The following is a 21,123-nucleotide window of genomic DNA, read 5'->3' as shown; positions in this document are numbered from 1 at the left end:
ATCGTTGGCGGGGGCATTTCGATTCAGTGCTGGACGCCCCAGCGCTCAATGGTGCGGCGCTCGATGGTGCGGAAGATCAGATTCTCGACGACGAGGCCGATGATGATGACCGTCAGAAGGCCGGCGAATACCTTGGGAATGTCCAGCATGTTCTTGTTTTCGAAGATGAACCAGCCCAGACCGCCGGAACCCGAACTGACGCCGAAGACAAGCTCGGCCGCGATCAGGGTGCGCCATGCGAAGGCCCAGCCGATCTTCAGCCCGGTAAGAATGCTTGGAAAGGCAGCGGGGATCAGGATCTTCATGATGAAGGCCGGGCCGCGCAGCCCATAGTTTCGCCCGACCATCTTCAATGTCCTGCTGACGCCGAGAAATCCCGAATGGGTGTTCAGCGCGATGGCCCAGGTCACCGAATGGACCAGGACGAAGACCAGGCTGGCATTGCCCAGGCCGAACCAGATCAACGCCAGCGGCAACAGCGCGATGGCCGGCAGCGGGTTGAACATCGAGGTCATGGTTTCCAGGAAATCCGTCCCGATCCGCGAGGCCATGGCCAGTGCCGTCAGCGTCGCCGCCAGAACGATGCCAAGCCCGTAGCCCATCAGCAGCACCTTGCCCGACGACCAGGCAGCCGCAGGCAGCGTGCCGTCCATTAACCCCGTGAAGAAGGCCAGGATCGTCGCCGAAAAGGTCGGGAACAGAAGGTCGTTGTTCAACGTGCGACCATAGATTTCCCAGATCAGGGCAAGAACCGCCAGGATGACCAGCTTGCGCAGCCATGCCTCGCGATACAGGATTTCGAAACCGGACAGGCGCTGTTCGATGATCGTCAGTTCGCCGGCTTCGGTGTCGTCGTGATGGATTTCCGGGCGATCGTCATCCATGCGCCTGCGGATGTCCTTCAGCCTTGCGACAGCTTCAGGCATGTTCAACCTCCTCGGGTTCGTGGGAGAAGAGCATCTGGTGGATGTGCTGTTCCAGTTCGATGGCCTGTTGCGCGTCGGTGGTGCTGTTCAATTCGGCCTTGACCCGGCCGGGATGGGGCGACAGCAGCAGGATGCGGTTGCCGATCTTGATCGCCTCGGCGATGGAATGGGTTACGAACAATACGGTAAACTTCGTCTCGTCCCAAAGTTTCAGCAGTTCGTCCTGCATCTTGCGGCGCGTCAGCGCGTCCAGCGCGGCGAAGGGTTCGTCCATCAGCAGGATGTCCGGCTCCATCGCCATGCCGCGCGCGATCGCCACGCGCTGCTTCATGCCGCCCGACAGCATGTGCGGATGGCTGTCGGCGAAACTGGCCAGCCCGACCTTGCTGACATATTCCATGGCCTTTTCTTCGGCCTCGCGTCGCGACATCCGTTTCGAGGCATGCAGCGCGAAGGCCACGTTCTGCTTGACCGTCTTCCAGGGCAGAAGCTGGTCGAATTCCTGGAAGACCATCATCCGGTCGGGGCCGGGCTGGGTGATCTTGCGCCCCTTCAGGCGCATCTCGCCCTCGGTCGGGGTCATGTATCCGCCCACGGCTTTCTGCAGGGTGGACTTGCCGCAGCCCGAGGGGCCAAGCAGGATGAAGCGGTCGCCCTGCATGACGTCGAAGCTGACGCGATAGGTCGCGGTGATCAGGTGGTGGGGTGTCTTGTATTGCAAGGTTACGCCCTGCACGGTCAGCAGTGGTTGCCGTGACTGCATGTCTCCTCCCTGGATATGTCTGGCTGGCGCTCCGCCTCCCAACGCAGCGCTGTTGATGCTGGTCCTGCTTCCTTTCGTTTCGAGGAAATCAGAGGGTGGAAGCCGGCAGGTTCGGGGAACGCCCCGTCAGAATTGTCCCGATCCGGGCCTCCGGGCGGTGCGGATCCTGTGCGGATGGTTCTCGATCAGATTGAATGTATTTGAAAACTTTGCTGCCAGAAAAGGATTAATTCTTATATATACTGTAAGTTATTCTTACGATTCCGGCGCCCGCCTGGTCCCGGCGGGGCGCCAGATCAATCACGGCAAAAGGATGACCTTGGGGGCGGCGACAAGATTTTCCCGGATGTCGGCGAAGGCTGCCGCTCCGTCCGCCAGCGCCCGGCCCTGGGACCAGTCGCATCTGCCCAGGCGCCCGTCGAAGATCGCCTCGGCACAGTCGCGAAAATCCTGCCGCGTATAGGTATAGGTGCCGATGAAGGTGATTTCCTGCAAGGTCATGCGGCGGATGTTCAGCCCGTCCGTGGCCTGTCCCAACCCGATATGCAGGATCAGCCCGCCCGGCCTGACCAGATCCGAAGCCACCTGACGGGTCGCCGCAAAACCTGCCGCGTCGATCACCAGGTCGGGCGGTTGGTCGTCCGGGGCCCGTTCCAGAACGGGGAAACCCTCGATCTGCGCCAGGTGCTGGCGGCGGGCCGGGTTCGGCTCGACGATGGCGATGTCCTGGCTGCCCATCGCCCGCGCCGCCAGGGCCGCGCCGAAGCCGATCGCCCCTCCGCCCAGGATCAGCACCCGTCGGGGCGGGCGGAACAGGGTGCGATGCGCCAGCTTCAGGGCATGCCAGCTGCAGGCCAGCGGTTCGGCCAGGCAGGCGACCGCGGCGGGCACGTCGTCCGGCAGCGCGACAAGGTTACGCTCGGGCGAGCGGATCAGTTCGGCAAATCCGCCCTCTCGCGGCGGCATCGAGATGATCTGCCGGTCGGGGCAAAGATTGTCACGCCCCTCGCGGCAGGCCGGGCAGGTGCCGCAGGTCGCCAGGGGGTTGACGGTGACGCGCTGGCCCCTGCGCGGTCCGCTGGCGATGGTGCCTGCAACCTCGTGGCCTAGGATCAGCGGCGCGGGGCGGCGTTCGTCATGGCCCAGCCATGCGTGCATGTCCGACCCGCAGATGCCCGCGGCCTCGACGCGGACCAGGACCTCGTCCTCGCCGGGGATCGGGTCCGGCACCTCGCGCATCTCCAGGGTCTTGATGCCGGTATAGACAAGCGCCTTCATTTCGCGGTGAACCCCCCGTCGACCATGAGGATCTGCCCCGTCACATAGGCCGAGGCGTCCGAGCACAGGAACAGCAGCGGCCCGTCCATGTCCTCGGGCGCGCCGTTGCGGCCGATGCAGGTCTGCGCGGCATTGCGCGCGGCAAGGGCCTGGTCCGCGAAGACCGCCGCCGTCAGTTCCGTGCGGAAGAAACCCGGACCCAGCGCGTTCGCGGTGATGCCCGAACCCGACCAGGCCTCGGCCATGGCGCGGGTCATCTGGGCGATCGCACCCTTCGAGGCGCCATAGGCGATGCCGGCGGCAAAGGCGCGATAGGATTGCAACGAGGCGAAGTTGACGATCCTGCCCCAGCCTTTCCCCTTCATCGCCGGCACCATGGCCTGCGCCAGGAAGAAGGGCGCGCCGAGGTTCAGCGTCAGGGTCAGATCCCAGCCCTGCGGTGTCACCTCGTCCGCATGTTCGCGCGTATTCACGCCGGCCGCGTTGACCAGGATGTCCGGCTCGCCGAACGCCCTTGCCGCGTCCTGGGCGATATGGGCAAGACGGCCGCGATCGGCCAGGTCGGCGGCGAGGGGGTGGATGCGCCCTGCGCCCTCGCTGGCCAGTTCGGCCAGTTCGGCCTCGCGCCGGGCGATGGCCACCACCTTCGCCCCGCGTCGCGCCAGCGTCAGGGCAGCCTGGCGCCCCAGCCCGCTGCTGGCCCCGGTCACGCAGGCCACGCGGCCGGCGACGGAAAACAGATCCCGTTCCATGTCAGCCATTCGCGCCCAGATCGAATTTCGTGTCAGGGAAATATTTCCTCAGCCGGATGTCCGCGGTGCGGGCATGCCCTTCCATCCCTTCAAGCCGCGAGATGCGCGCGGTCGCTTCGGCAATGAGGCGGGCGCCATCGCGGGTGGCGCGCTGCCAGGTCGCCACCTTCATGTATTTGTGCACCGACAGCCCGCCCGTATAGCGCGCCGCCCCCGAAGTCGGCAGGACGTGGTTCGGACCCGCCGCCTTGTCCCCGAAGGCGACGGTCGTTTCCTCGCCCAGAAACAGCGACCCGTAGCATTGCAGGCGGTTCAGCCACCAATCCAGGTCGGCGGCCTGCACGGTCAGGTGTTCGGGGGCGTAATCGTCAGAGGTCGCGGCCATTTCCTCGCGGTCGGCACAGAGGATCACCTCGGCATAGTCGCGCCATGCGGCCTCGGCATTCTTGCGATTGAGCTCGGGCAGCGCGGCGATCAGCTCGGGGACCAGATCCATCACGGCGCGGGCAAGCGGCTCATCGTCGGTGACCAGCCAGACGGGCGAGTTGTAGCCATGTTCGGCCTGACCGACCAGATCGGCGGCAACCACCATCGGGTCGGCGCCCGCATCGGCAAGGATCAGGCTGTCGGTCGGCCCGGCAAACATGTCGATCCCCACCCGCCCGAACAGGATCCGCTTGGCCTCGGCCACGAACTGATTGCCGGGGCCGACCAGAATATCGGCGGGCGGGCTGCCGAAGAGGCCGAAGGCCATCGCCGCGATCCCCTGCACGCCGCCAAGCGCCAGAATCCGATCCGCGCCGCACAGGTCCGCCGTATAGACGATGGCGGGGTTCATCCCCACGCCGGGGCGGGGGGGCGAGCAGGCGGTGACGTTCCGGCAGCCCGCGACCCTGGCGGTCGTCACCGTCATGATCGCCGATGCGACATGGCTGTAGCGCCCGCCGGGGACATAGCACCCGACCGAACGACAAGGGATCGAGCGCTGCCCCGTCGTCAGCCCCGGCACCAGCTCGACCGAGAAATCGCGCAGCGAATCCTTCTGCGCCTCGGCGAAGCGACGCACGTTGTCATGGGCGAAGCGGATGTCGTCCTGCAGTTTTTGCGGAACCTGGGCCTTGGCGGCGTCGATCTCGTCGCGGGTCATGACGATATTGCCATCGTATCTGTCCAGTTCCAGCGCATATTTGCGGGCGGCTTCATCCCGGCCCTTTTCGATGTCGTCGAGGATGTTCTGGACGATCGCGCGCGTTTCGCCGGCATCGCTGGTCGCCGTCTTGGGCGCTTTCTTCAGGTAGTGCAGAGCCATGATTCTCCGGTCCTCTCTGGTCGGCCTCCGGTCTGCCCCCGCGCGGATCAGCCTGCTGCGGTGCGGTTCCCCTCTCGGCCGTGAGGGCATGTAAGCGCTTTCATGCACATGGCGCAAGCCCCTTCGGGATCGGTTCTGGCCAAACCATCCGCTTGCTGCGAAATTGAGCGGCAGGCCTGGCGGTTGAACGAGGATGCCGGTTTGAGCGAAAGAACGACCCATGCGACCGTGGATGACGTGGCTGCGCTTGCGGGCGTGTCCACGGCGACCGTCTCGCGCTGCCTGAACGCGCCCGAGCGGGTGATTCCGGCGACCCGCGAAAAGGTCATGGCGGCGATTCGCAAGTTGAACTACACGCCGAATTTCGGGGCGCGGGCGCTGGCCTCTCGCAAGACCGGGATCATCGGCGCGGTGGTGCCTACCCTGGAGAACGCGGTCTTCGCCCATGGGATCGAGGCGTTCGAGCAAGCCCTTCCGCCCGGAAAATTCGCGCTGCTGATCGCATCCTCGGGCTATGACCCGCAGCGCGAGAGGGAACAGATCGAGGCGCTGGTCGCGCGTGGGGCAAGCGGGCTGATGCTGGTCGGCTTCGACCGTGATCCGACGGTCTATGAATGGCTGGGCCACCGCAGGGTGCCCTATGTGCTGGCATGGGCCAGCGGCGATTCGCAGCCCCATGCGGGTTTCGACAACGAGGCGGGCATCGCCCAGATGGTCGGCCTGGTGCTGGAACTGGGGCATACCGACATCGCCATGATCTCGGGCATGACCGAGGGCAACGACCGGGCGCGGGGGCGCCTGGAGGGCGCGCGCCGCGAACTGGCGCGGGCCGGGCTGGAGTTCCGGGGCGTGGCCGAGGTGCCCTATGGGATCGAGACCGGCGCCCGCGCCTTCGAGAAGCTGATCGCAAGCCATCCGGTCACGGCGGTCATCTGTGGCAATGACGTGCTGGCGGCCGGCGCTCTGCGCGCGGCCCATCGCATGGGACTGCGCGTGCCCGAGGACGTGACGATCACCGGATTCGACGATATCGACATCGCCTCGATCACCTATCCCGAATTGACGACCGTGCGGGTCCCGCATCGCCGCATGGGCAGCGAAGCCGCGCGGCTGCTGCAGCAGCTCATCGACGGGAAGGAGGGGCAGAGCGTGCAGTTGCCGACCCGCGTCGTGGCGCGCGGCACCCATGCACCGCCCCGCCGGAAGGACCTTCCCGCCAGCGCCTGATTCTGCCTTCGGAACAGGACCTTGGCCGGGACAGGAGCGCGGCCGACGGGGTGGCGTCAGGGTAACGCGCTGAATTCAATCAGAATTATGAAGGCGCGGCTCTGGGTCCGCCCTGTGTTTCCGCTTGGCGGGTGAAAAAGGATTGACTGCCTCGACCACCTATGTAATCGCTTACATTTCGATGGGAGGAGAAGAATGTCACGCAAGACAATGGTTGGTGGCGCGACGATCGTCACGGCCCTTGCCCTTTGGTATCTGGCGACCTCGGTCACGCAGATGATCTCGCCGGGGCGCTTTCCCTCGCCCGCCGATACCTGGGATGCGTTCCGCCAGATCACCGGCGCAGGCTATGCGAACGGGCTGTTGCTGGATCATGTCCTGCGCTCGGTCATGCTGGTCAGCTTCGGCTTTCTGGTCGCGGTCTGCACCGGCGTTCCGCTGGGTCTGTGGATGGGGTGGAGCCGCAGGGCCGAGGCGCTGATCAACCCGGTCTTTCTCATCATCCGCCCGATCCCGCCGCTGGCCTGGATCCCGCTGGCGATCCTGTGGCTGGGGCTGGGGGATGCGGCGAAGATACTGGTGATCTGGTTCGCGGCCTTCGTTCCCTCGGTCATCAATGCCTATACCGGGGTGCGCAACCTCGACCGGACGCTGGTCGAGGCGGCGCGGATGCTGGGCACGCCCTTGCTGACCTTCGTGCGCGAGGTGCTGCTGCCCGGCGCAAGCCCGATGATCTTCACCGGCCTGCGCCTGTCCCTGCAGGCTTCCTGGACGACGCTGGTCGCGGCGGAACTGGTCGGCGCGATGACCGGGCTGGGGCGCGTGCTGAACGCGGCGCAGCAGGACCTGTATCCGGGCATGATCCTTGTGGGGATGATCGCCGTCACGCTTTGCGGCTGGCTGATGACCGCCGCCCTTGGCATGGCCGAGCGCCGCGCGCTGTCCTGGAACATCGCAACCCAGGCGAGGGACTGAGCCGATGCGGATCCTCTGCGCGACCAACAGCCTGCTGCTGGGCCTGATCGGATTTTCCGCCTTTCTGGGGATCTGGGCGCTGCTCAGCATCTCGGGCCTGGTCCCCAGCCTGTTTTTGCCCTCGCCGCTGGCGGTGGTCGAGCGCTTCATCTACCTGCTGGACCACCGCTTCGCGGGGGGCACGCTGCTCGACCATCTCTGGGCCAGCATGTTGCGGTTCGCGGGCGGTTTCGGGCTGGCGGTGGCGGTGGGCGTGCCGCTGGGGCTGCTGATGGGCTGGTTCCGGCTGCTGGACGATATCGTGACGCCGCTTTTCGACGCGGTGCGCTTCATCGCGCCGATCGCTTGGGTGCCCTTCGCCGCGCTGTGGTTCGGCACCGGCATCGGCGGGCCGATCATGATCATCTTTGCCGGGGCCTTCCCGCCCTGCCTGATCAACGCCTATCGCGGCGCGAAATTCGCCGATCCGCGGCTGATCGAAGCCGCGCGGATGCTGGGGACCCCCGACCGGCGCGTGATTACCGAGGTGCTGCTGCCCTCGGCGGTGCCCTCGATCATCGCGGGGCTGCGCATTTCGGCGGGGCTGGGCTGGCAGTCGCTGGTGGGGGCCGAGCTGATCGTGGCATCGACCGGGATCGGCTACATGATGGTGCAGGGACAGGGCAATGTCTCGACCACCACGGTGATGGCCGGGATGATCGGCATCGGCATCATCGGCCTGATCATCGACGTGGTGCTGCGGCAGGCCGAGAATGCGATCCTGCGCCGCCGGGGCCTGTCGGCATGAAACGAAAGGAATGACCGGATGGGAGAGATCCGCTTCGACGATGTCGGCCGCATCTATGGCGACAGGAATGGCGGCTTCGAGGCGCTGAAGGGCGTGAACCTCGCAATCGCGGACAAGGAGTTCATGGCCGTCGTCGGCCCCTCGGGCTGCGGCAAGACGACCTGTTTGCGCTTCGTCGCGGGCTTCGACCGGCCCACCTCGGGCACGGTCAGCGTCGATGGCGTCAGGGTCGCCAGCCCCGGCCCCGACCGCGCGGTCGTGTTCCAGCAATTCGCCCTGATGCCGTGGAAGACCGTGCGCGAGAATATCGAGCTGGGCCTGCGCAACAAGCGCCTGCCCCGGCCCGAGCGCGCCGAGCGCATCGAACGCATCCTGGCGCTGATGAACCTGACCGCCTATGCCGACGCCTTTCCCCATCAGCTTTCGGGCGGGATGCAGCAGCGTGTCTCGATTGCGCGGGCCTATGTGCTGGACCCCGAGGTCCTGCTGATGGACGAACCCTTCGGCGCGCTGGACGCCCAGACCCGCGTGGTCATGCAGGAGGAACTGGTCCGCCTTGCCCGCCGCAATCCGCGCACCGTCATGTTCATCACCCATGCCGTCGAGGAGGCCGTCTATCTGGCCGATCGCGTCGCCATCATGGCCCGACAGCCGGGCCGGGTGAAGGAGATCGTCGACATCCGCACCATCCGCGAGGCCGAGCGCTGGGACGATCACGAAAAGATCGAGGACGTGATGGACCTGGAAAGCTTCGTCCACCTGCGCACGCAGATCTGGCGCAGCCTGCGCGAGGAGAAGGCGATGGAGATCGCCTGAAGCCGCGCCGCAAAGCGACGACTGTCGAGACAACCCGCATTCAATTCCTGGGAGGAAGAAGATGAAGACCGGAATTTCCGCAGCCGTCGCGCTGGCGCTTGCCGGCGGGATCGCCCATGCCGAGGCGATCACCGTCAGCTATCAGCCCTCGCTCTACTGGGCCCTGCCGTTCCATGTCGCGACCGAGAAGGGCTGGTGGGCCCAGGTCGGGCTCGAGCCGTCCTTTGTCACCTTCCCCGCCGGCGCGCCGCAGATCGCGGCGGCGCAGGCGCGGGACTGGGATGTGGGCGGGACCGGGTCGGTTCCCGCGATCCTGGGGGCCTCGCGCTTCGGGTTGAAGACCATCGGCCTGACCAATGACGAATCGCGCACCAATGCGATCATGGCCCCGGCGGATGAGATCGAGGCGGTGAAGGCCGATCCGGGCCAGGTCACCAGCCTGCTGCTGACGACCAACTCGACCGTGGACTATACCGCGCGGGCCTGTCTGGACAGCTGGGGGGTGGATCCCGGCTCGGTCGAGTTCGTCAACCTGGCGCAGGCACAGATCATTTCCGCGGTCATCAGCGGCAACGGCCGTTTCGCCGGCGTCTGGGCGCCGAACACCTATACGCTGCAGGAACGCGCGGATTACGATTACCTCTGCTCGGGTGTCGATGCCGACGCGATCGTTCCGGGCGCGCTGGTCGCGCGCGAGGATTTCGCCGCCGAAAACCCCCAGGCGGTCCGGAAATTCCTGGCCGTCTATCTGAAGAGCATCCGCTGGATCAGGGCGAACCCGGACGAGGCCATGGAGATGCTGGTCGATTTCTATTCGGAAGGCGGGGTCGAGATATCGCAAGCCGGTGCCGCCGCCGAATTCGAATTGCGCCCGACCTTCACGCTGGACGAACAGGTCGGGTTGATGGCGCGCGATGCGGGGCCCTCGGATGTCGATGGCTGGATGACCCGCATTGCCGAGTTCATGACCAGCGTCGGCACCATTCCAGAGGCGCCGGACGCGGTAAGCTATATCGATCCGACCCATATGCAGGGCGTCGCCGAAGACCAGGCGCTGGCCGATTTCGTCAATGCCGACTGATGGATCACCCTCGGATGGCAAAGCGGTCGGCAGTCGCGCCGGCCGCCTGTGTCAGCGAGACATGATGGATGGGGCTGTTGGTGTTCTTGCCGAGCACCAAGACATATTGCGGCGCAATGCCGACCGAGTGGCTCCCCTTCCTGGGAAACGCAGTGTCAGCCACGCATCGTTCCCGCCGATTGGCCTGCCGACGTGTCAATCCATGACCGACCTTGGGAATCCTCAAGACGCTCTCAGGACCGGACATCTGCCACAGGGGTGCTAGGGTATGGCGACAAGCTGGGCGGCGATCGGCAGGGCCAGCGCGCGCGGCCTTGTGCCCTGCGCCGAGACATGCAGGCGCAGCCCGTCCAGCGCCTCGACCGGGACCAGGAAGACCTGGTCCGACAGGATCGGGCCGGCATCGGCGGGGGCATCGAAGGGCTGCGGGTTGCAGCGCCCCATGTTCTGCCCGTCGGGGGCGATCGTCCTGATCGCGGCGTCGGTATTCGCGGTTTCCAGCGGGCGCCACAGGCGGTCCTGACCGTGGCGCAGCGTCACGCGGCAATCGACCCAGGCGGCGCGGGCTGCGGGCGGGCCGTCCAGGGCCAGCCGGACCAGCAGCAGCGCGCGGTCGGGCCGCTGCGGCGCGGTGGCCGCTCGGGTCAGCTCGACCCGCAGCGCCACGCCCTCCAATGCGCCCCCGGCCGGCCCGGTATCGGTCAGGTCCCATTCGCGTTCCCCGCGCAGGTCAAGGATCGCGGTCTTCGCGCCGATCCCGGCGGTCAGGGCGAAGAACAGCGCGGTCAGCGCCAGCCAGCCGATCCGTCTCATGGCGCGATCCTGGCCAGCGGCTGCGGGCCGGGCAGGGGCGGCGCCGGCAGGTGCAGCGCGCTGTCCAGGATCGTGACCCCCGGCGCGGTCAGGACCAGCCGCCCGCCGGGCACCTCGTCCGCGGGCAGTTCGAACACCGCGAAGGCGCGATCGGTCAGCCCCGGCTGGAACCAGCGCGCCTCCAGCCCGCCCGGCGCGCCCTCGACGCGCCCCGTGGCGGCATAGTCGCGCCCGCTGGCCCCGCGCCAGGTGGCGGCGATCCGGGTCGAGGCGGTGACATGCGAGACCTCGAAATCCGCGATCAGGAACAGCGCGGCGCTGTCGCGGATGATCGGCGTGCCGTAGCGCTCGAAGGCGACCTGTCGGGCCAGCCGCCCGCCCAGGAAACGCGCGTCGAACAGCCGCCCATCGGCGGCCTCTCCGGGCGCGGCATGGGCGGGAAAGGGCTGGAAGACGCTGTTGTAATCGGGCGCGCTGGCCATCATCGCCCCCAGCAGCGCGGCGCCGGCCAGCACGGTGGCCATGTCCGCCGCCCGGATCACGCCGGCCTCTCGGGGATCGCGGTCAGCCTGGCCGCGGGGTCGAAGCCCAGCCAGTTCGACTGGCCATAGAGATTGTCGCGCAGCTTGAAATTCTACCGGAAGAAGGTCAGCGAGATCTCTTGCGGCTGCCAGCCGGCGGGGATGTCCCAGGTGATCGTGACCTCTTCGGGGATGCGCGGCTGCACATGGCGCAGATATTCGCCGTCGCGGTCCAGGAAGATCTCGGGCTGAGGGAAGTCGGCCTGGCCCGCGTCGACCAGCGGCGGGCGCGGGGGAAAGCCGAAGACCGCGCCCTCGGTCCGGCCGGTAAGGTTTTCCAGCCGCGCCCGCAGGACCAGCTGCGGCGGCCCGTCCCCCTCGGGCGCGACGGCCAGCGACAGCGGCGTCAGCATGACCCGCCCCAGATCGACCGGCTGGCCGAAGGCGATCCGGGGCGGGGTGTCGGCCGTGCGGGCATCCTCGATGCGCATCCACCAGCTGAGCAGGACCGCCGCCACAAGCCCAAGGGCGGCGACGACGCGCGGCAGGACGCGGCGCGGCAGGGAACGTTGCTTGGCGGGCGTCATGCCCTCATGAGGCCCGCTTCGGGTCGCGAAATCAAGCGGGTGGCGTCAGGAGCGGCGGCATGTCGCCCGGCGGCTCAGGTGCGGCTGGTTTATGGTTTTTGTTCAATGGACTGAAGCGGTAATTTCACAAATCACTGGAAGACTTGATGTTCAGCCCGCCCGGCGACCAGTCTTTGCAACATATGGAAGGAAAAACAGGTATATACCAGTGAAAATCAGAAGGAACAGAGGCGGAAGCGGCAGGAAATACAACCATTCCGGCGGCTGCTGGCCCAGGCCCATCGCGACGAAGATAAGCAGCACGACCAGCGTGAAGGCGACCGCGATCCAGCGGTGAAGCTGTCGCACCAGGCGGTTCCAGTTCATCGGTATCCTCCCTGAAGAAATGTTGTTTTACAGTCTTCTATGGGGCATATCGCAGGTCATTGGCGCGCGGGCGGCAGGCGATTACGGTTCCACATCGCCGTCCATCCGCGCCAGAACCTGCCCGATCTGATCGAGGAACCGTGGCCAACCCATTCTGGCGCCGTGAAAATATCTTGGCTGATCCGGCTTGAACCCGATCTGCTCGACGCGCAGCAGGGTGCCGGTCCGGGTCGCGGCAAGGGTCCAGGTCACCACGCTTTCCAGGTCGCCCGAGTTCCAGCTATAGGACAGGCATCTGTGCGGCTGGACGACCCGGACCTCGCAATCGACGGCGCCCCAGTCGAAGCGAAGCTGGCAGCGATGACCCGCGACCGGGGCGAAATCGCATTCCGCCAGCCATTCCGCGATCAGATGCGGCTGGGTCAGGGCCCGCCAGATCCGTTCCGGCGGATGCGGAAATTCTCGTTCCACGGCAAGCGAGCGCCTTTCCTCGGTCATTGGTCCATCCTCTTCAGCAGGTCTTCGAGACCGTCCAGCCGGGCGTTCCAGAAGCCGACCATCCGCCGGGTCCAGTCGGCCAGCGGGTCAAGCGCGCCGGGCCGGGCGCTGTAGCGGGTCTGCCGCCCTTCCGGGTGGCCCTGCACCAGCCGGGCCTGTTTCAGCAGGCGGAGATGCTTCGAGACCACCGGCTGCGAGACCCCGGCCTGCGCGGTCAACTCGCCGACCGTCCGGTCGCCTTCGCAGAGCCGTTCGAAGATCGCGCGCCGCGTCGGGTCGGCAAGCGCCCGGAAGATCAGGTCCTGGTCGGTCGGCATCGCAACTCATACCCCGCTGGCTATGGATAACGTATAGCCAGCGGGGTATGGATGAGTCAACAAGGCGGTGATCGGGCAGGCCGCCCGGCTGCGCTATCCGTTGCGGAAGTCGGCGGGCTTGATGCCGTGGCGGTTCAGCTTGTCGTAGAAGGTCTTGCGGGCCAGGCGCAGGCGGCTCATGACCTGGGTGGCGTTGCCCTTCTCGATCCGCAGCGCGTCGCGGATCAGCTCGGCCTCGTAGGCCGCGACAAGCTCGGCCAGGCTGGGCGGGGGGGTGTCGGGACCGGCCGCGTCGAAGGGGGTCAGGCCGAAGGCGTGGCTCTCGGCGAATTGCTGCAGCTCGCGCAGGTTGCCCGGCCAGCCATAGCCCGCCAGCCGGGCCTTGACCGCGCCGGTCAGCGGCGTGACCGGCAGGTTCAGCCGCTTGCAGGCCGCCAGCAGGAAATGCCGGAACAGTTCCGGGATGTCCTCGCGCCGTTCTGACAGGGGCGGCAGCGGCAGGACCACCCCCGCCAGCCGGTAATAGAGATCGCTGCGGATGGCGCCGGCCGCAAGCGCCGCCTCGGGGTCGCCGGCGACCGAGCCGATGACGCGCAGCTCCAGCGGCCGGGGGGCCGCGGCGCCGGGCGGGGTGAATTCGCCGGCCTCGATCAGGGCCAGCAGCCGGGCCTGGAGGACCGGGGCCAGCCCGTCGATCCCGTCCAGATACAGCGTGCCGCGATGGGCCCGTTCCAGCTGCCCCGGATTGCGCGGCAGGCGCCCCTGCGGCTCGGTTCCCAGCATCTCCGCGTCGAAGCGTGCCGGGTCCAGCGCGGCGCATTTCACATGGACGAAGGCACGGGCGCGGCGGGGACTGGCGCGATGGATGGCGCGCGCGACGGTTTCCTTGCCCGCGCCGTCCGGCCCGGCGATCAGCAGGTCGCCCCCCGCTTCCCCCAGCCGTTCGACCGTCTCGCGCAGATGCAGCATGAAGGGGCTGTGCCCGATCAGCTGCATGTCCTGCGCCGCGCCTTCCTGCTGCTGCCGGCGCAGCATCCGGTTTTCCATCACCAGCGCGCGGGCCGAGGCCGCCCGGTTCAGCGAGGCGCCCAGCTGGTCGGCGTCGACGGGCTTGGTCAGGAAGTCGTAGACGCCTTCCTTCAGGGCGGCCACGGCCATCGGCACGTCGCCGTGGCCGGTCAGCAGGATGACCGGGATCTCGGCATCCAGCGCATGGATGCGCGCGAACAGCTCGAACCCGTCCATGCCCGGCATCCGCACGTCCGACAGCACCACGCCGGGCCAGTCCGGCCCCAGCCCGGCCAGCGCGTCCTGCGCCTTGTCGAAGGGCTCGACCCGATAGCCCCTGATCCGCAGGGTCTGGACCTGCGCCTGCAGCAGATCGGCGTCGTCGTCGACCAGGCGGATCAGCGCGGCTTCGGTCATGGCGCCCTGGGCAGATCGAGGTGGAAGACGGCGCCCGTGCCGGGCCGCGGGGGCTCGGCGGTCAGCCGGCCGCCGAAATCGCGGGCGATGTCCTGCGAGATGACCAGCCCCAGGCCGACGCCCTCGGGCTTGCTGGTGGCGAAGGGCGTGAACAGGGTCGCGGCGATCTCGGGCGCCAGGCCCGGCCCGTTGTCGGCGACGGTGATCCGCACCATCGGACCCTCGCCGACCAGGATGCGGATCAGCGGATCGGGACGCCCCGCAAGCGCCTCTTGCGCGTTCTGGATCAGGTTGACCATCACCTGTTCCAGCCGCACGGTTTCCGCCATGACGCGCAGCTCCGCCGGGATGGGCGCCACCTCCAGCCGCATGTCGCGCCCGCTGCCGCGGCTGGCGGCCAGCAGGACCGAGGCCTCGACCGCCTCCTTGACCGAGACCGGGCCGACATGGCCGGTCGCCTTGCGCGAGAAGCTGCGCAGCTCGGTGGTGATCTGCGCGATTCGGTCGGTCATCCGCACGATGCTGCCAAGGTTTCCCGCCACGTCCGGCGCCTGATCCGAGGGCAGCATGGCCAGCCCGTTCTGCGCCAGCAGCTTGATCGTGGCCAGCGGCTGGTTCACCTCATGCGCCACGCCCGCCGTGATCTGGCCCAGGGCGGCCAGCTTGTTCGCCTGCACCAGGTCCCCCTGCAGCTTCGACAGCCGCTCTTCGGCCGCGCGGCGTTCGCGCATTTCGTCGGACAGGTCGCGGGTGCGCTCGGCCACGGCCCGTTCCAGATCCGCGCGATAGCGGCGTTCGGCCTCGGCCTTCTGGCGGATCTCGCGCTGGTGCCGCCATGCCCGGCCCGCCGCCAGCGCCACCAGCAGCAGCAGCAGCCCGGCGCTGCCGGTGGTCAGACCCGCCCATCGCAGCGCCGGCCGGGACGAGGAATGGATCGCCAGCCGCCAGCCCGGCGCGCCCGGCACCTCCAGATGGGTCGCGAATTGCGTGGGTTCCGGCGCCGGGATCTGCTGGAAGCGCAGGTCGTCAAGGCTGGTCAGGAACACCTGCCCGGCCTCGTCGGTGACGAAGGTGGGGTTCGGATCGCGCGCCCAGTTCGCCTCCAGGTCGTCGAACTCCACCTTGACGACGATCACCCCGACCTGGTCCGCGCCGGCGGTGATGTCATGGGACAGGTAGAGGCCGGGCCGGCCGCTGACCGTGCCAAGCGCGAATTGCGTCGCCTCGCCCGCCAGGATCGCCTGGCTGAAATAGTCGCGGAAGCTGTAGTCCTGCCCGATGAAGCTGGCCGCCTCGTTCCAGTTCGAGGCCGCGATCGCCACGCCCTCGCGGTCCAGCAGATACAGCACGGAGCTGCGGGTCTGGGCCTGCAACCCCGCCAGCTTGACCGAGGCGTCGCTGCGATTGGCGATGCTGGGCGCCAGCAGCGCCTGCCGCATGACGGAATCGTCCGAAAGCACCGTGGCCACCGCGCGCTGCCGCGCCAGGATGCTTTCCAGCGCCTGCACCCGTTCCTGCGCGACCGAGGCGGCGGCATCGGTCAGGTCCGCCAGCGCCGCCTCGCGCGACAGGCGGAAGGTCGCGGCCAGCAGCGCCAGCGCGACCGCCAGGCCAAGCAGCAGCGCCACCGGCCACCCGGTCCGGGCCGAGACCCCGCCGCGATCCCGCGAATCCCCCGCTGCTGCCATCGAACCCCGCCATCCGGCCTGTGTGGAATTCCACACTAGCACTTTCGGCCTGTGTGGAAAACCACACGGATGCAAGGCCCGTCCAGACCGTAAAATCCATGAAATCAATGCATTGCTGCCATACGCCCGTTTTTTGGGCGTCCCCCTGCCGCTGCGTAGAATGGTCGTCACGATTACGTCACCCGAGGCAGGAGGAGGCCCCATGCAATTCGATACATCCGCGGCGCCGGTGGCGCAGACGCCGAAACCCATCTATCGGCATCTCTATTTCCAGGTCATCTGCGCGATCGTCGCGGGCGCCCTGATCGGCCATTTCTACCCCGAGACCGGCGAGGCGCTGAAACCGCTTGGCGACGGCTTCATCAAGCTGGTCAAGATGATCATCGCCCCGGTCATCTTCCTGACCATCGTGACCGGGCTGGCCGGCATGGGCACGCTGAAGGGCGTGGGCTCGGTCGTGGGCAAGGCCTTCGGCTATTTCCTGACCTTCTCGACGCTGGCGCTGGTCGTCGGGCTGGTCGTGGCCAATGTCGTGCGGCCGGGGGCGGGGATGAACATCGACCCCGCCTCGCTGGATATGGGCGCGGTGTCGGGCTATGCCGAGAAGGCGCATGAAAGCTCGCTGACCGGCTTCGTCATGGACATCATCCCGACGACGCTGGTCTCGGCCTTCGTCGAGGGCAATATCCTGCAGGTGCTGTTCATCGCCATCCTGTTCGGCATCGGCATGATCCTGGTCGGCGATCGCGCGAAGCCCGTGCTGAACGTGCTGGAGGCGACCAGCTTCGCGATCTTCCGCGTGGTGGACGTCCTGATGAAGGCCGCGCCGGTCGGCGCCTTCGGTGCCTTCGCCTTCACCATCGGCAAATACGGCATCGCCTCGATCGTCAACCTGGCGACGCTGGTCGGGACCTTCTACCTGACCTCGGCGCTGTTCGTCATCGTGATCCTGGGCACGGTCTGCGCGGTCAACGGCTTCTCGATCTTCCGGCTGATCTCCTACCTGAAGGCCGAGATCCTTCTGGTGCTGGGCACCTCGTCCTCGGAATCGGCGCTGCCCTCGCTGATGGAGAAGATGGAGAAGGCGGGCTGCGCGCGCCCCGTCGTGGGGCTGGTCGTGCCGACCGGCTATTCCTTCAACCTGGACGGCACCAACATCTACATGACGCTGGCCGCCCTGTTCATCGCCCAGGCGACCAATACCGACCTGTCGCTGCAACAGCAGGTCCTGCTGCTTCTGGTGGCGATGCTGTCCTCGAAGGGGGCGGCGGGCGTGACCGGCGCGGGCTTCATCACGCTGGCGGCCACGCTGTCGGTGGTGCCGACCGTCCCGGTGGCGGGCATGGCGCTGATCCTGGGGGTGGACCGCTTCATGTCGGAATGCCGCTCGATCACCAACTTCATCGGCAATGCCGTGGCGACGGTCGTGGTCAGCCGCTGGGAAGGCGCGCTGGACCGCGAGCAGTTCGACCGGGTGATGGCGGGCGAGGCCGGCGGCATGGCGGAGCCGGTGCATGACCTGCGCGGTGCGCCCGCCGGGTTGCAGCTGAACGAGGCCAATGCCGACTGAGCCAGGGGGGCGCCGCGCCGCGGCGCCCCGCGTCGACATCCGCGATCCGGTTCCGCGATCAGGCGGAACCCCGCCGGGAGGGGCGGCAGCGGTCATCGAAGATTGACGCAAGCGGCCCGGTTCCCGAGGAACCGACAGGGCCACGGAACAACAATCCAAGGGAGGAACCATGCAACACCACACCGACATCCAACCCGCCCGCCGCCTGCCGATGCGCGCCGCCGGCCTGGCGCTTGCCGGCATTCTCGCCTGCCAGGCGACGCTGGCCGCGGCCGAGGTCGCCCCGCGCGACGAATTCTTCTGGCTGGCCGAGATCAACAAGGCCACCACCGTCATCAACAGCGACGAGGGGCTGCTGGACCCGCAGCTGGCGCCCGCGATCGCCGCGGCCCTGGCGCAGGTCATCGAGGACGGTGCCCAGCCCGATGCCGAGCGCCCCGATACCGTCATCAGCTTCGAGCCGCTGCTGATCGAGGCGGGCGGCGAGGATGTGACGCTGCTTCACGCCGGACGCTCCAGCCAGGACATGCATGCGACCTATCGCGCCGCGATCCTGCGCGACAAGCTGCTGGAGTTGGCCGAGCAGCTGAACGCGACCTCGACCACGCTGGTCGATCTGGCCGCGCGCCATGCCGATACCGTCGTGCCGAACTATACCAATGGCGTGGCCGCCCAGCCCAACAGCTTCGGCCATTACCTGCTGGGCCATGCCGCCGGGCTTGAACGCGACGCGCAGCGCATCCGCGAGGCCTATGCCCGCATCGACCGCAGCGCCATGGGCACGACCGTGCTGAACGGCAGCAGCTGGCCGCTGAACCGGCAGCGCATGGCGGATTACCTGGGCTTCGCGGCGCTGGTCGACAACGCCTATGACGCCTCGCAGATCTCGTCCATGGACCAGCCGGTGGAACTGGCCGGCATCGTCACCTCGATCGCGCTGCACAGCGGCAATTTCGTCGAGGACATCATGACGCAATATGCGCAGACCCGGCCCTGGATCCTGCTGGAGGAGGGGGGCGAAAACACCTATGTCTCCAGCGCCATGCCGCAGAAGCGCAATCCGGGCCTGCTGAACAATACCCGCAGCGACGCCTCGACCGCGGTGACGCTGGCGATGGGGCCGATCATCCAGACCCACAACATCACGCCGGGAATGCCCGATCCGAAATCGGTGGATGCCAATTCCGAGATGGTCGACGCGGCCATCGGCGTGCTGGACCGGCTGGACCGCGTGCTGAAGGCGCTGGTCATCAATCCCGAACGCGCGCTGGAGGAGCTGAACAGCGACTGGACCGCCTCGCAGGAACTGGCGGACCTGCTGATGCGCGACCATGGCCTGCCGTTCCGCGAGGGCCATCACTTCGCGTCCGAGATCGTGACCCATGCGCGCCAGAATGACCTCGGCCCGCTGGATTTCCCCTATGCTGAGGCGCAGCGCATCTATGCCGAAACCGTCGCGGGCAAGGATTACCCGCAGGAGCTGCCGCTGACCGAACAGGTCTTCCGCGAGACGCTGGACCCGGTCGCCATCATCCGCAACCGCGCCACCGCGGGCGGCCCGCAACCGGCCGAGATGGAGCGCATGATCGCCGAGGCCCGCGACCGGCTGGCCCGGCAGGAGGGCTGGATCGCGGAACGGCGCGACCATGTCGCGGCGGCGCTGGCGCGGCTGGACCAGGATTTCAGCGCGCTGCTGTCCAACTGACGCCGGGCCGAGGGTGACGCCGGGCTGGGGCTCAGGCGTCCCCCAGCCGCAATTCGACGCAGGCGCCCGCGGCCTTCGCACGGGCATGGCGGGCGCCGTTCAGGGGCAGGGGGCCGATCCGCGCGCCGGTGATGATCACGTCGCCAGCCTTCAGGTCCCGCCCCTGGCGCCGCGCATGGCCGGAAAGCCAGCGCAGGAAATCCAGCGCATCGGCGAGGGGGGCGGCGGCTTCGGTTGTCGGGACCGGCCTGCCGTCCAGCTCAAGCGCGATCCCCAGCCGGTCCGCCGGCGGCTTCGCCAGCTTCGAGCCCAGAACGACGCCGGCCGAGCTGAAGCTGTCGGCCATCCGCGCAAGGGGCGGCAGCTTTGCCTGCGGCGCAAGGCGCGGCGCCACCAGCTCGAAGGCCAGATGCACGGCGGCGATGGCCCGCAGGATGTCGTCCTCGGCCGCGTCGGGGCCGGGATCGGCGGCCATCAGGAACGCCGTCTCGACCTCGATCCGCGCATCGGCGGGCACGGCCAGCAGCGCGCCGGACTGCGCCAGGGTCGCGCCGGGCAGCACCGCGCATTCGCGGTCCGCGCCCCCCAGCAGCGCCATCTTCCACAGCCCGCCGGGATCGCCCAGCCCGGCCAGCACCGCCTCCTGCACCGCATAGGCGGCGGCGGTGTCGCCGGGCGGCGGGGTCAGGCCGTCGGCCGGGCGAGCGGAACGGCGCGCCGCCAGCAGCACCTGCGCGGCGGCCCCGGCGTCGAAGCCGGTCACGAGGCCACCCGCAGGCCCGGAAGATCGCCGGGCATGGCGTGGCGCGGAATGATCGCGCCGGGATGCTGCACCACCACCGCCGCCAGCCGCGCGGCGGCAAGGATGGCCGGCTGCGGCGCCAGGCCCGCCAGCCGCGCCGCCAGATAGGCCGCGTTGAAGCTGTCGCCCGCCCCGGTCGTGTCGCGCGCCGCGACGGCGGGCGGCAGGGCGTGGGTCTGAACCTCGGTTTCCCCCGCCGCGCGGCGCAGGACAGCCGCGCCGCCGGTGGTCAGGACGATCTCGGCTTCGGTCAGGCGCATCAGCAGCGCCATCGCTTCGGCCGGGGCGGCGGTGCCGAAACAGGCGGCCATGTCGTCCGTCGAGGGCAGCACCAGCGTGGCGATCCCCGCCGCCTGGGCGATGACCCGGCCGGCGGTTTTGGCATCGGGCCACAGCGCGGGGCGGTAATTGGTGTCGAAGACGATCCGCGCGCCCGCCTTTCGCCGCCGGGCCAGCGCCTCGATCAGGCGCGCGCGGCCTTCCTCATGCAGCACGGCCAGGGTGATCGCCGACAGAAACAGCGTCCCGGCCTGCTCCAGCGCCGCCAGCGGCGCCTGCCCGGCGTCGCAGAACAGGCTGCGGAAGGGGGCGTGCTCGCGCCAATAGAGGAAGCTGCGTTCCCCCGCCGCGTCGGTCGAGATGAAGCTGAGCCCCGGCCGCCCGCCCGGCCGCCCGCCCGGCCGCAGCACCACCGGCGCCATGCCGACCTCCTCGGCCTCGGCCTCGGCGATCAGCCAGCGGCTCATGGCGTCGTCGCCCAGGCCGGTCAGATAGCCGACCGCGCCCGGACCCATCAGCCGCGCCAGATAGATGGCGGTATTCAGCGTATCGCCGCCCAGCCGCCGGTCGAAGGTCGAGGGGGCATCGGGTCGGGCGGTGAATTCGACCAGCGGCTCTCCGATCGCAAGGATGCGCAT

General features: G+C 68.0%; 23 protein-coding genes. 7 read left to right on the top strand and 16 right to left on the bottom strand.

Annotated elements, in window-relative coordinates:
- Positions 1-23: 23 nt before the first annotated feature.
- The 5 genes from C9E82_RS03465 to hisD form a co-directional block, all read right to left on the bottom strand.
- The gene (locus C9E82_RS03465) at positions 24-926 is read right to left on the bottom strand and encodes an ABC transporter permease (protein ID WP_119896187.1); all 903 of its coding nucleotides are present in this window, start codon (positions 924-926) and stop codon (positions 24-26) included.
- Complete coding sequence (locus tag C9E82_RS03460; RefSeq protein WP_119896188.1) at positions 919-1,689, bottom strand: ABC transporter ATP-binding protein; 771 nt, start codon at positions 1,687-1,689, stop codon at positions 919-921. The genes C9E82_RS03465 and C9E82_RS03460 overlap by 8 nt, the downstream gene beginning before the upstream one ends.
- A gap of 300 nt (positions 1,690-1,989) precedes the next feature.
- Positions 1,990-2,967, bottom strand: a complete 978-nt coding sequence (locus tag C9E82_RS03455; RefSeq protein ID WP_119896189.1) for a zinc-dependent alcohol dehydrogenase — start codon at positions 2,965-2,967, stop codon at positions 1,990-1,992.
- Positions 2,964-3,728 carry an SDR family NAD(P)-dependent oxidoreductase gene (locus C9E82_RS03450; protein WP_119896190.1) on the bottom strand — a complete coding sequence of 255 codons (765 nt, stop codon included), beginning with the start codon at positions 3,726-3,728 and terminating at the stop codon, positions 2,964-2,966. Before C9E82_RS03450 ends, C9E82_RS03455 begins: the two co-directional genes overlap by 4 nt.
- On the bottom strand, positions 3,721-5,028 hold the full coding sequence (gene hisD / locus C9E82_RS03445; RefSeq protein ID WP_119896191.1) for a histidinol dehydrogenase: 1,308 nt from the start codon (positions 5,026-5,028) through the stop codon (positions 3,721-3,723). Before hisD ends, C9E82_RS03450 begins: the two co-directional genes overlap by 8 nt.
- A gap of 201 nt (positions 5,029-5,229) precedes the next feature.
- On the opposite strand from hisD, the gene C9E82_RS03440 reads away from it, so the two are divergent.
- The 5 genes from C9E82_RS03440 (at position 5,230) to C9E82_RS03420 (ending at position 9,914) form a co-directional block, all read left to right on the top strand.
- Positions 5,230-6,255, top strand: coding sequence for a LacI family DNA-binding transcriptional regulator (locus C9E82_RS03440; RefSeq protein WP_240643370.1), 1,026 nt, complete (start codon positions 5,230-5,232; stop codon positions 6,253-6,255).
- A 195-nt stretch (positions 6,256-6,450) separates the two neighbouring features.
- Positions 6,451-7,230 carry an ABC transporter permease gene (locus C9E82_RS03435; protein ID WP_119896192.1) on the top strand — a complete coding sequence of 260 codons (780 nt, stop codon included), beginning with the start codon at positions 6,451-6,453 and terminating at the stop codon, positions 7,228-7,230.
- Positions 7,231-7,234: 4 nt separating this feature from the next.
- Positions 7,235-8,017, top strand: a complete 783-nt coding sequence (locus C9E82_RS03430) for an ABC transporter permease (RefSeq protein WP_119896193.1) — start codon at positions 7,235-7,237, stop codon at positions 8,015-8,017.
- 18 nt (positions 8,018-8,035) lie between these two features.
- A complete protein-coding gene (locus C9E82_RS03425; protein WP_119896194.1) occupies positions 8,036-8,833 on the top strand; it encodes an ABC transporter ATP-binding protein in 798 nt (265 codons plus the stop codon).
- Positions 8,834-8,894: 61 nt separating this feature from the next.
- Entirely contained in the window at positions 8,895-9,914 is a 1,020-nt protein-coding gene (locus C9E82_RS03420; RefSeq protein ID WP_119896195.1) for an ABC transporter substrate-binding protein, read from the top strand.
- A 4-nt stretch (positions 9,915-9,918) separates the two neighbouring features.
- Here C9E82_RS03420 and C9E82_RS24025 read toward each other — a convergent pair whose 3' ends face one another.
- From C9E82_RS24025 to C9E82_RS25230, 9 genes are all read right to left on the bottom strand, one after another.
- Entirely contained in the window at positions 9,919-10,077 is a 159-nt protein-coding gene (locus C9E82_RS24025) for a transposase (RefSeq protein ID WP_147393014.1), read from the bottom strand.
- Between the two features lie 98 nt (positions 10,078-10,175).
- Positions 10,176-10,727 carry a hypothetical protein gene (locus C9E82_RS03415; RefSeq protein WP_119896196.1) on the bottom strand — a complete coding sequence of 184 codons (552 nt, stop codon included), beginning with the start codon at positions 10,725-10,727 and terminating at the stop codon, positions 10,176-10,178.
- Positions 10,724-11,269 (bottom strand): hypothetical protein, encoded by a 546-nt coding sequence (locus C9E82_RS03410; protein WP_119896197.1) that lies wholly within the window; start codon positions 11,267-11,269, stop codon positions 10,724-10,726. Before C9E82_RS03410 ends, C9E82_RS03415 begins: the two co-directional genes overlap by 4 nt.
- A 92-nt stretch (positions 11,270-11,361) precedes the next feature.
- Positions 11,362-11,835: a hypothetical protein gene (locus C9E82_RS03405; RefSeq protein ID WP_119896198.1), complete on the bottom strand. Its 474-nt coding sequence runs from the start codon at positions 11,833-11,835 to the stop codon at positions 11,362-11,364.
- A 150-nt stretch (positions 11,836-11,985) separates the two neighbouring features.
- Positions 11,986-12,201 (bottom strand): hypothetical protein, encoded by a 216-nt coding sequence (locus tag C9E82_RS03400; protein WP_119896199.1) that lies wholly within the window; start codon positions 12,199-12,201, stop codon positions 11,986-11,988.
- 81 nt (positions 12,202-12,282) lie between these two features.
- A complete protein-coding gene (locus C9E82_RS03395) occupies positions 12,283-12,699 on the bottom strand; it encodes an SRPBCC family protein (protein WP_119896200.1) in 417 nt (138 codons plus the stop codon).
- A complete protein-coding gene (locus tag C9E82_RS03390) occupies positions 12,696-13,016 on the bottom strand; it encodes an ArsR/SmtB family transcription factor (protein ID WP_119896201.1) in 321 nt (106 codons plus the stop codon). The genes C9E82_RS03395 and C9E82_RS03390 overlap by 4 nt, the downstream gene beginning before the upstream one ends.
- 93 nt (positions 13,017-13,109) lie before the next feature.
- Positions 13,110-14,441 (bottom strand): sigma-54-dependent transcriptional regulator, encoded by a 1,332-nt coding sequence (locus C9E82_RS03385; RefSeq protein ID WP_119896202.1) that lies wholly within the window; start codon positions 14,439-14,441, stop codon positions 13,110-13,112.
- Positions 14,438-16,129 carry a sensor histidine kinase gene (locus C9E82_RS25230; protein WP_119896203.1) on the bottom strand — a complete coding sequence of 564 codons (1,692 nt, stop codon included), beginning with the start codon at positions 16,127-16,129 and terminating at the stop codon, positions 14,438-14,440. The genes C9E82_RS03385 and C9E82_RS25230 overlap by 4 nt, the downstream gene beginning before the upstream one ends.
- A gap of 202 nt (positions 16,130-16,331) precedes the next feature.
- Here C9E82_RS25230 and C9E82_RS03375 point away from each other — a divergent pair, with 202 nt between their 5' ends.
- Positions 16,332-17,699, top strand: coding sequence for a dicarboxylate/amino acid:cation symporter (locus C9E82_RS03375; RefSeq protein ID WP_119896204.1), 1,368 nt, complete (start codon positions 16,332-16,334; stop codon positions 17,697-17,699).
- A gap of 169 nt (positions 17,700-17,868) precedes the next feature.
- Positions 17,869-19,404 carry an argininosuccinate lyase gene (locus C9E82_RS03370; protein ID WP_119896205.1) on the top strand — a complete coding sequence of 512 codons (1,536 nt, stop codon included), beginning with the start codon at positions 17,869-17,871 and terminating at the stop codon, positions 19,402-19,404.
- Between the two features lie 31 nt (positions 19,405-19,435).
- Here C9E82_RS03370 and C9E82_RS03365 read toward each other — a convergent pair whose 3' ends face one another.
- Positions 19,436-20,167, bottom strand: coding sequence for a fumarylacetoacetate hydrolase family protein (locus C9E82_RS03365; protein WP_119896206.1), 732 nt, complete (start codon positions 20,165-20,167; stop codon positions 19,436-19,438).
- Positions 20,164-21,123 carry a sugar kinase gene (locus tag C9E82_RS03360; RefSeq protein WP_119896207.1) on the bottom strand — a complete coding sequence of 320 codons (960 nt, stop codon included), beginning with the start codon at positions 21,121-21,123 and terminating at the stop codon, positions 20,164-20,166. The genes C9E82_RS03365 and C9E82_RS03360 overlap by 4 nt, the downstream gene beginning before the upstream one ends.

The sequence above is a fragment of the Paracoccus sigandri genome (assembly GCF_003709565.1).
In the GTDB taxonomy this organism is placed as follows: Bacteria; Pseudomonadota; Alphaproteobacteria; order Rhodobacterales; family Rhodobacteraceae; genus Paracoccus; species Paracoccus siganidrum.
The sequence above is the reverse complement of the archived record's forward strand: the minus strand, read 5'-3'. Positions and strand labels throughout refer to the sequence as shown.

Coding starts and splice junctions, on each gene's coding strand:
- C9E82_RS03425 (WP_119896194.1), top strand. CDS start 8,036: ATGGGAGAGATCCGCTTCGACGATGTCGGCCGCATCTATGGCGACAGG.
- hisD (WP_119896191.1), bottom strand. CDS start 5,028: ATGGCTCTGCACTACCTGAAGAAAGCGCCCAAGACGGCGACCAGCGAT.
- C9E82_RS03450 (WP_119896190.1), bottom strand. CDS start 3,728: ATGGCTGACATGGAACGGGATCTGTTTTCCGTCGCCGGCCGCGTGGCC.
- C9E82_RS25230 (WP_119896203.1), bottom strand. CDS start 16,129: ATGGCAGCAGCGGGGGATTCGCGGGATCGCGGCGGGGTCTCGGCCCGG.
- C9E82_RS03390 (WP_119896201.1), bottom strand. CDS start 13,016: ATGCCGACCGACCAGGACCTGATCTTCCGGGCGCTTGCCGACCCGACG.
- C9E82_RS03375 (WP_119896204.1), top strand. CDS start 16,332: ATGCAATTCGATACATCCGCGGCGCCGGTGGCGCAGACGCCGAAACCC.
- C9E82_RS03360 (WP_119896207.1), bottom strand. CDS start 21,123: ATGCGCATCCTTGCGATCGGAGAGCCGCTGGTCGAATTCACCGCCCGA.
- C9E82_RS03395 (WP_119896200.1), bottom strand. CDS start 12,699: ATGACCGAGGAAAGGCGCTCGCTTGCCGTGGAACGAGAATTTCCGCAT.
- C9E82_RS03420 (WP_119896195.1), top strand. CDS start 8,895: ATGAAGACCGGAATTTCCGCAGCCGTCGCGCTGGCGCTTGCCGGCGGG.
- C9E82_RS03465 (WP_119896187.1), bottom strand. CDS start 926: ATGCCTGAAGCTGTCGCAAGGCTGAAGGACATCCGCAGGCGCATGGAT.
- C9E82_RS03400 (WP_119896199.1), bottom strand. CDS start 12,201: ATGAACTGGAACCGCCTGGTGCGACAGCTTCACCGCTGGATCGCGGTC.
- C9E82_RS03415 (WP_119896196.1), bottom strand. CDS start 10,727: ATGAGACGGATCGGCTGGCTGGCGCTGACCGCGCTGTTCTTCGCCCTG.
- C9E82_RS03435 (WP_119896192.1), top strand. CDS start 6,451: ATGTCACGCAAGACAATGGTTGGTGGCGCGACGATCGTCACGGCCCTT.
- C9E82_RS03405 (WP_119896198.1), bottom strand. CDS start 11,835: ATGACGCCCGCCAAGCAACGTTCCCTGCCGCGCCGCGTCCTGCCGCGC.
- C9E82_RS03460 (WP_119896188.1), bottom strand. CDS start 1,689: ATGCAGTCACGGCAACCACTGCTGACCGTGCAGGGCGTAACCTTGCAA.
- C9E82_RS03385 (WP_119896202.1), bottom strand. CDS start 14,441: ATGACCGAAGCCGCGCTGATCCGCCTGGTCGACGACGACGCCGATCTG.
- C9E82_RS03370 (WP_119896205.1), top strand. CDS start 17,869: ATGCAACACCACACCGACATCCAACCCGCCCGCCGCCTGCCGATGCGC.
- C9E82_RS03430 (WP_119896193.1), top strand. CDS start 7,235: ATGCGGATCCTCTGCGCGACCAACAGCCTGCTGCTGGGCCTGATCGGA.
- C9E82_RS03455 (WP_119896189.1), bottom strand. CDS start 2,967: ATGAAGGCGCTTGTCTATACCGGCATCAAGACCCTGGAGATGCGCGAG.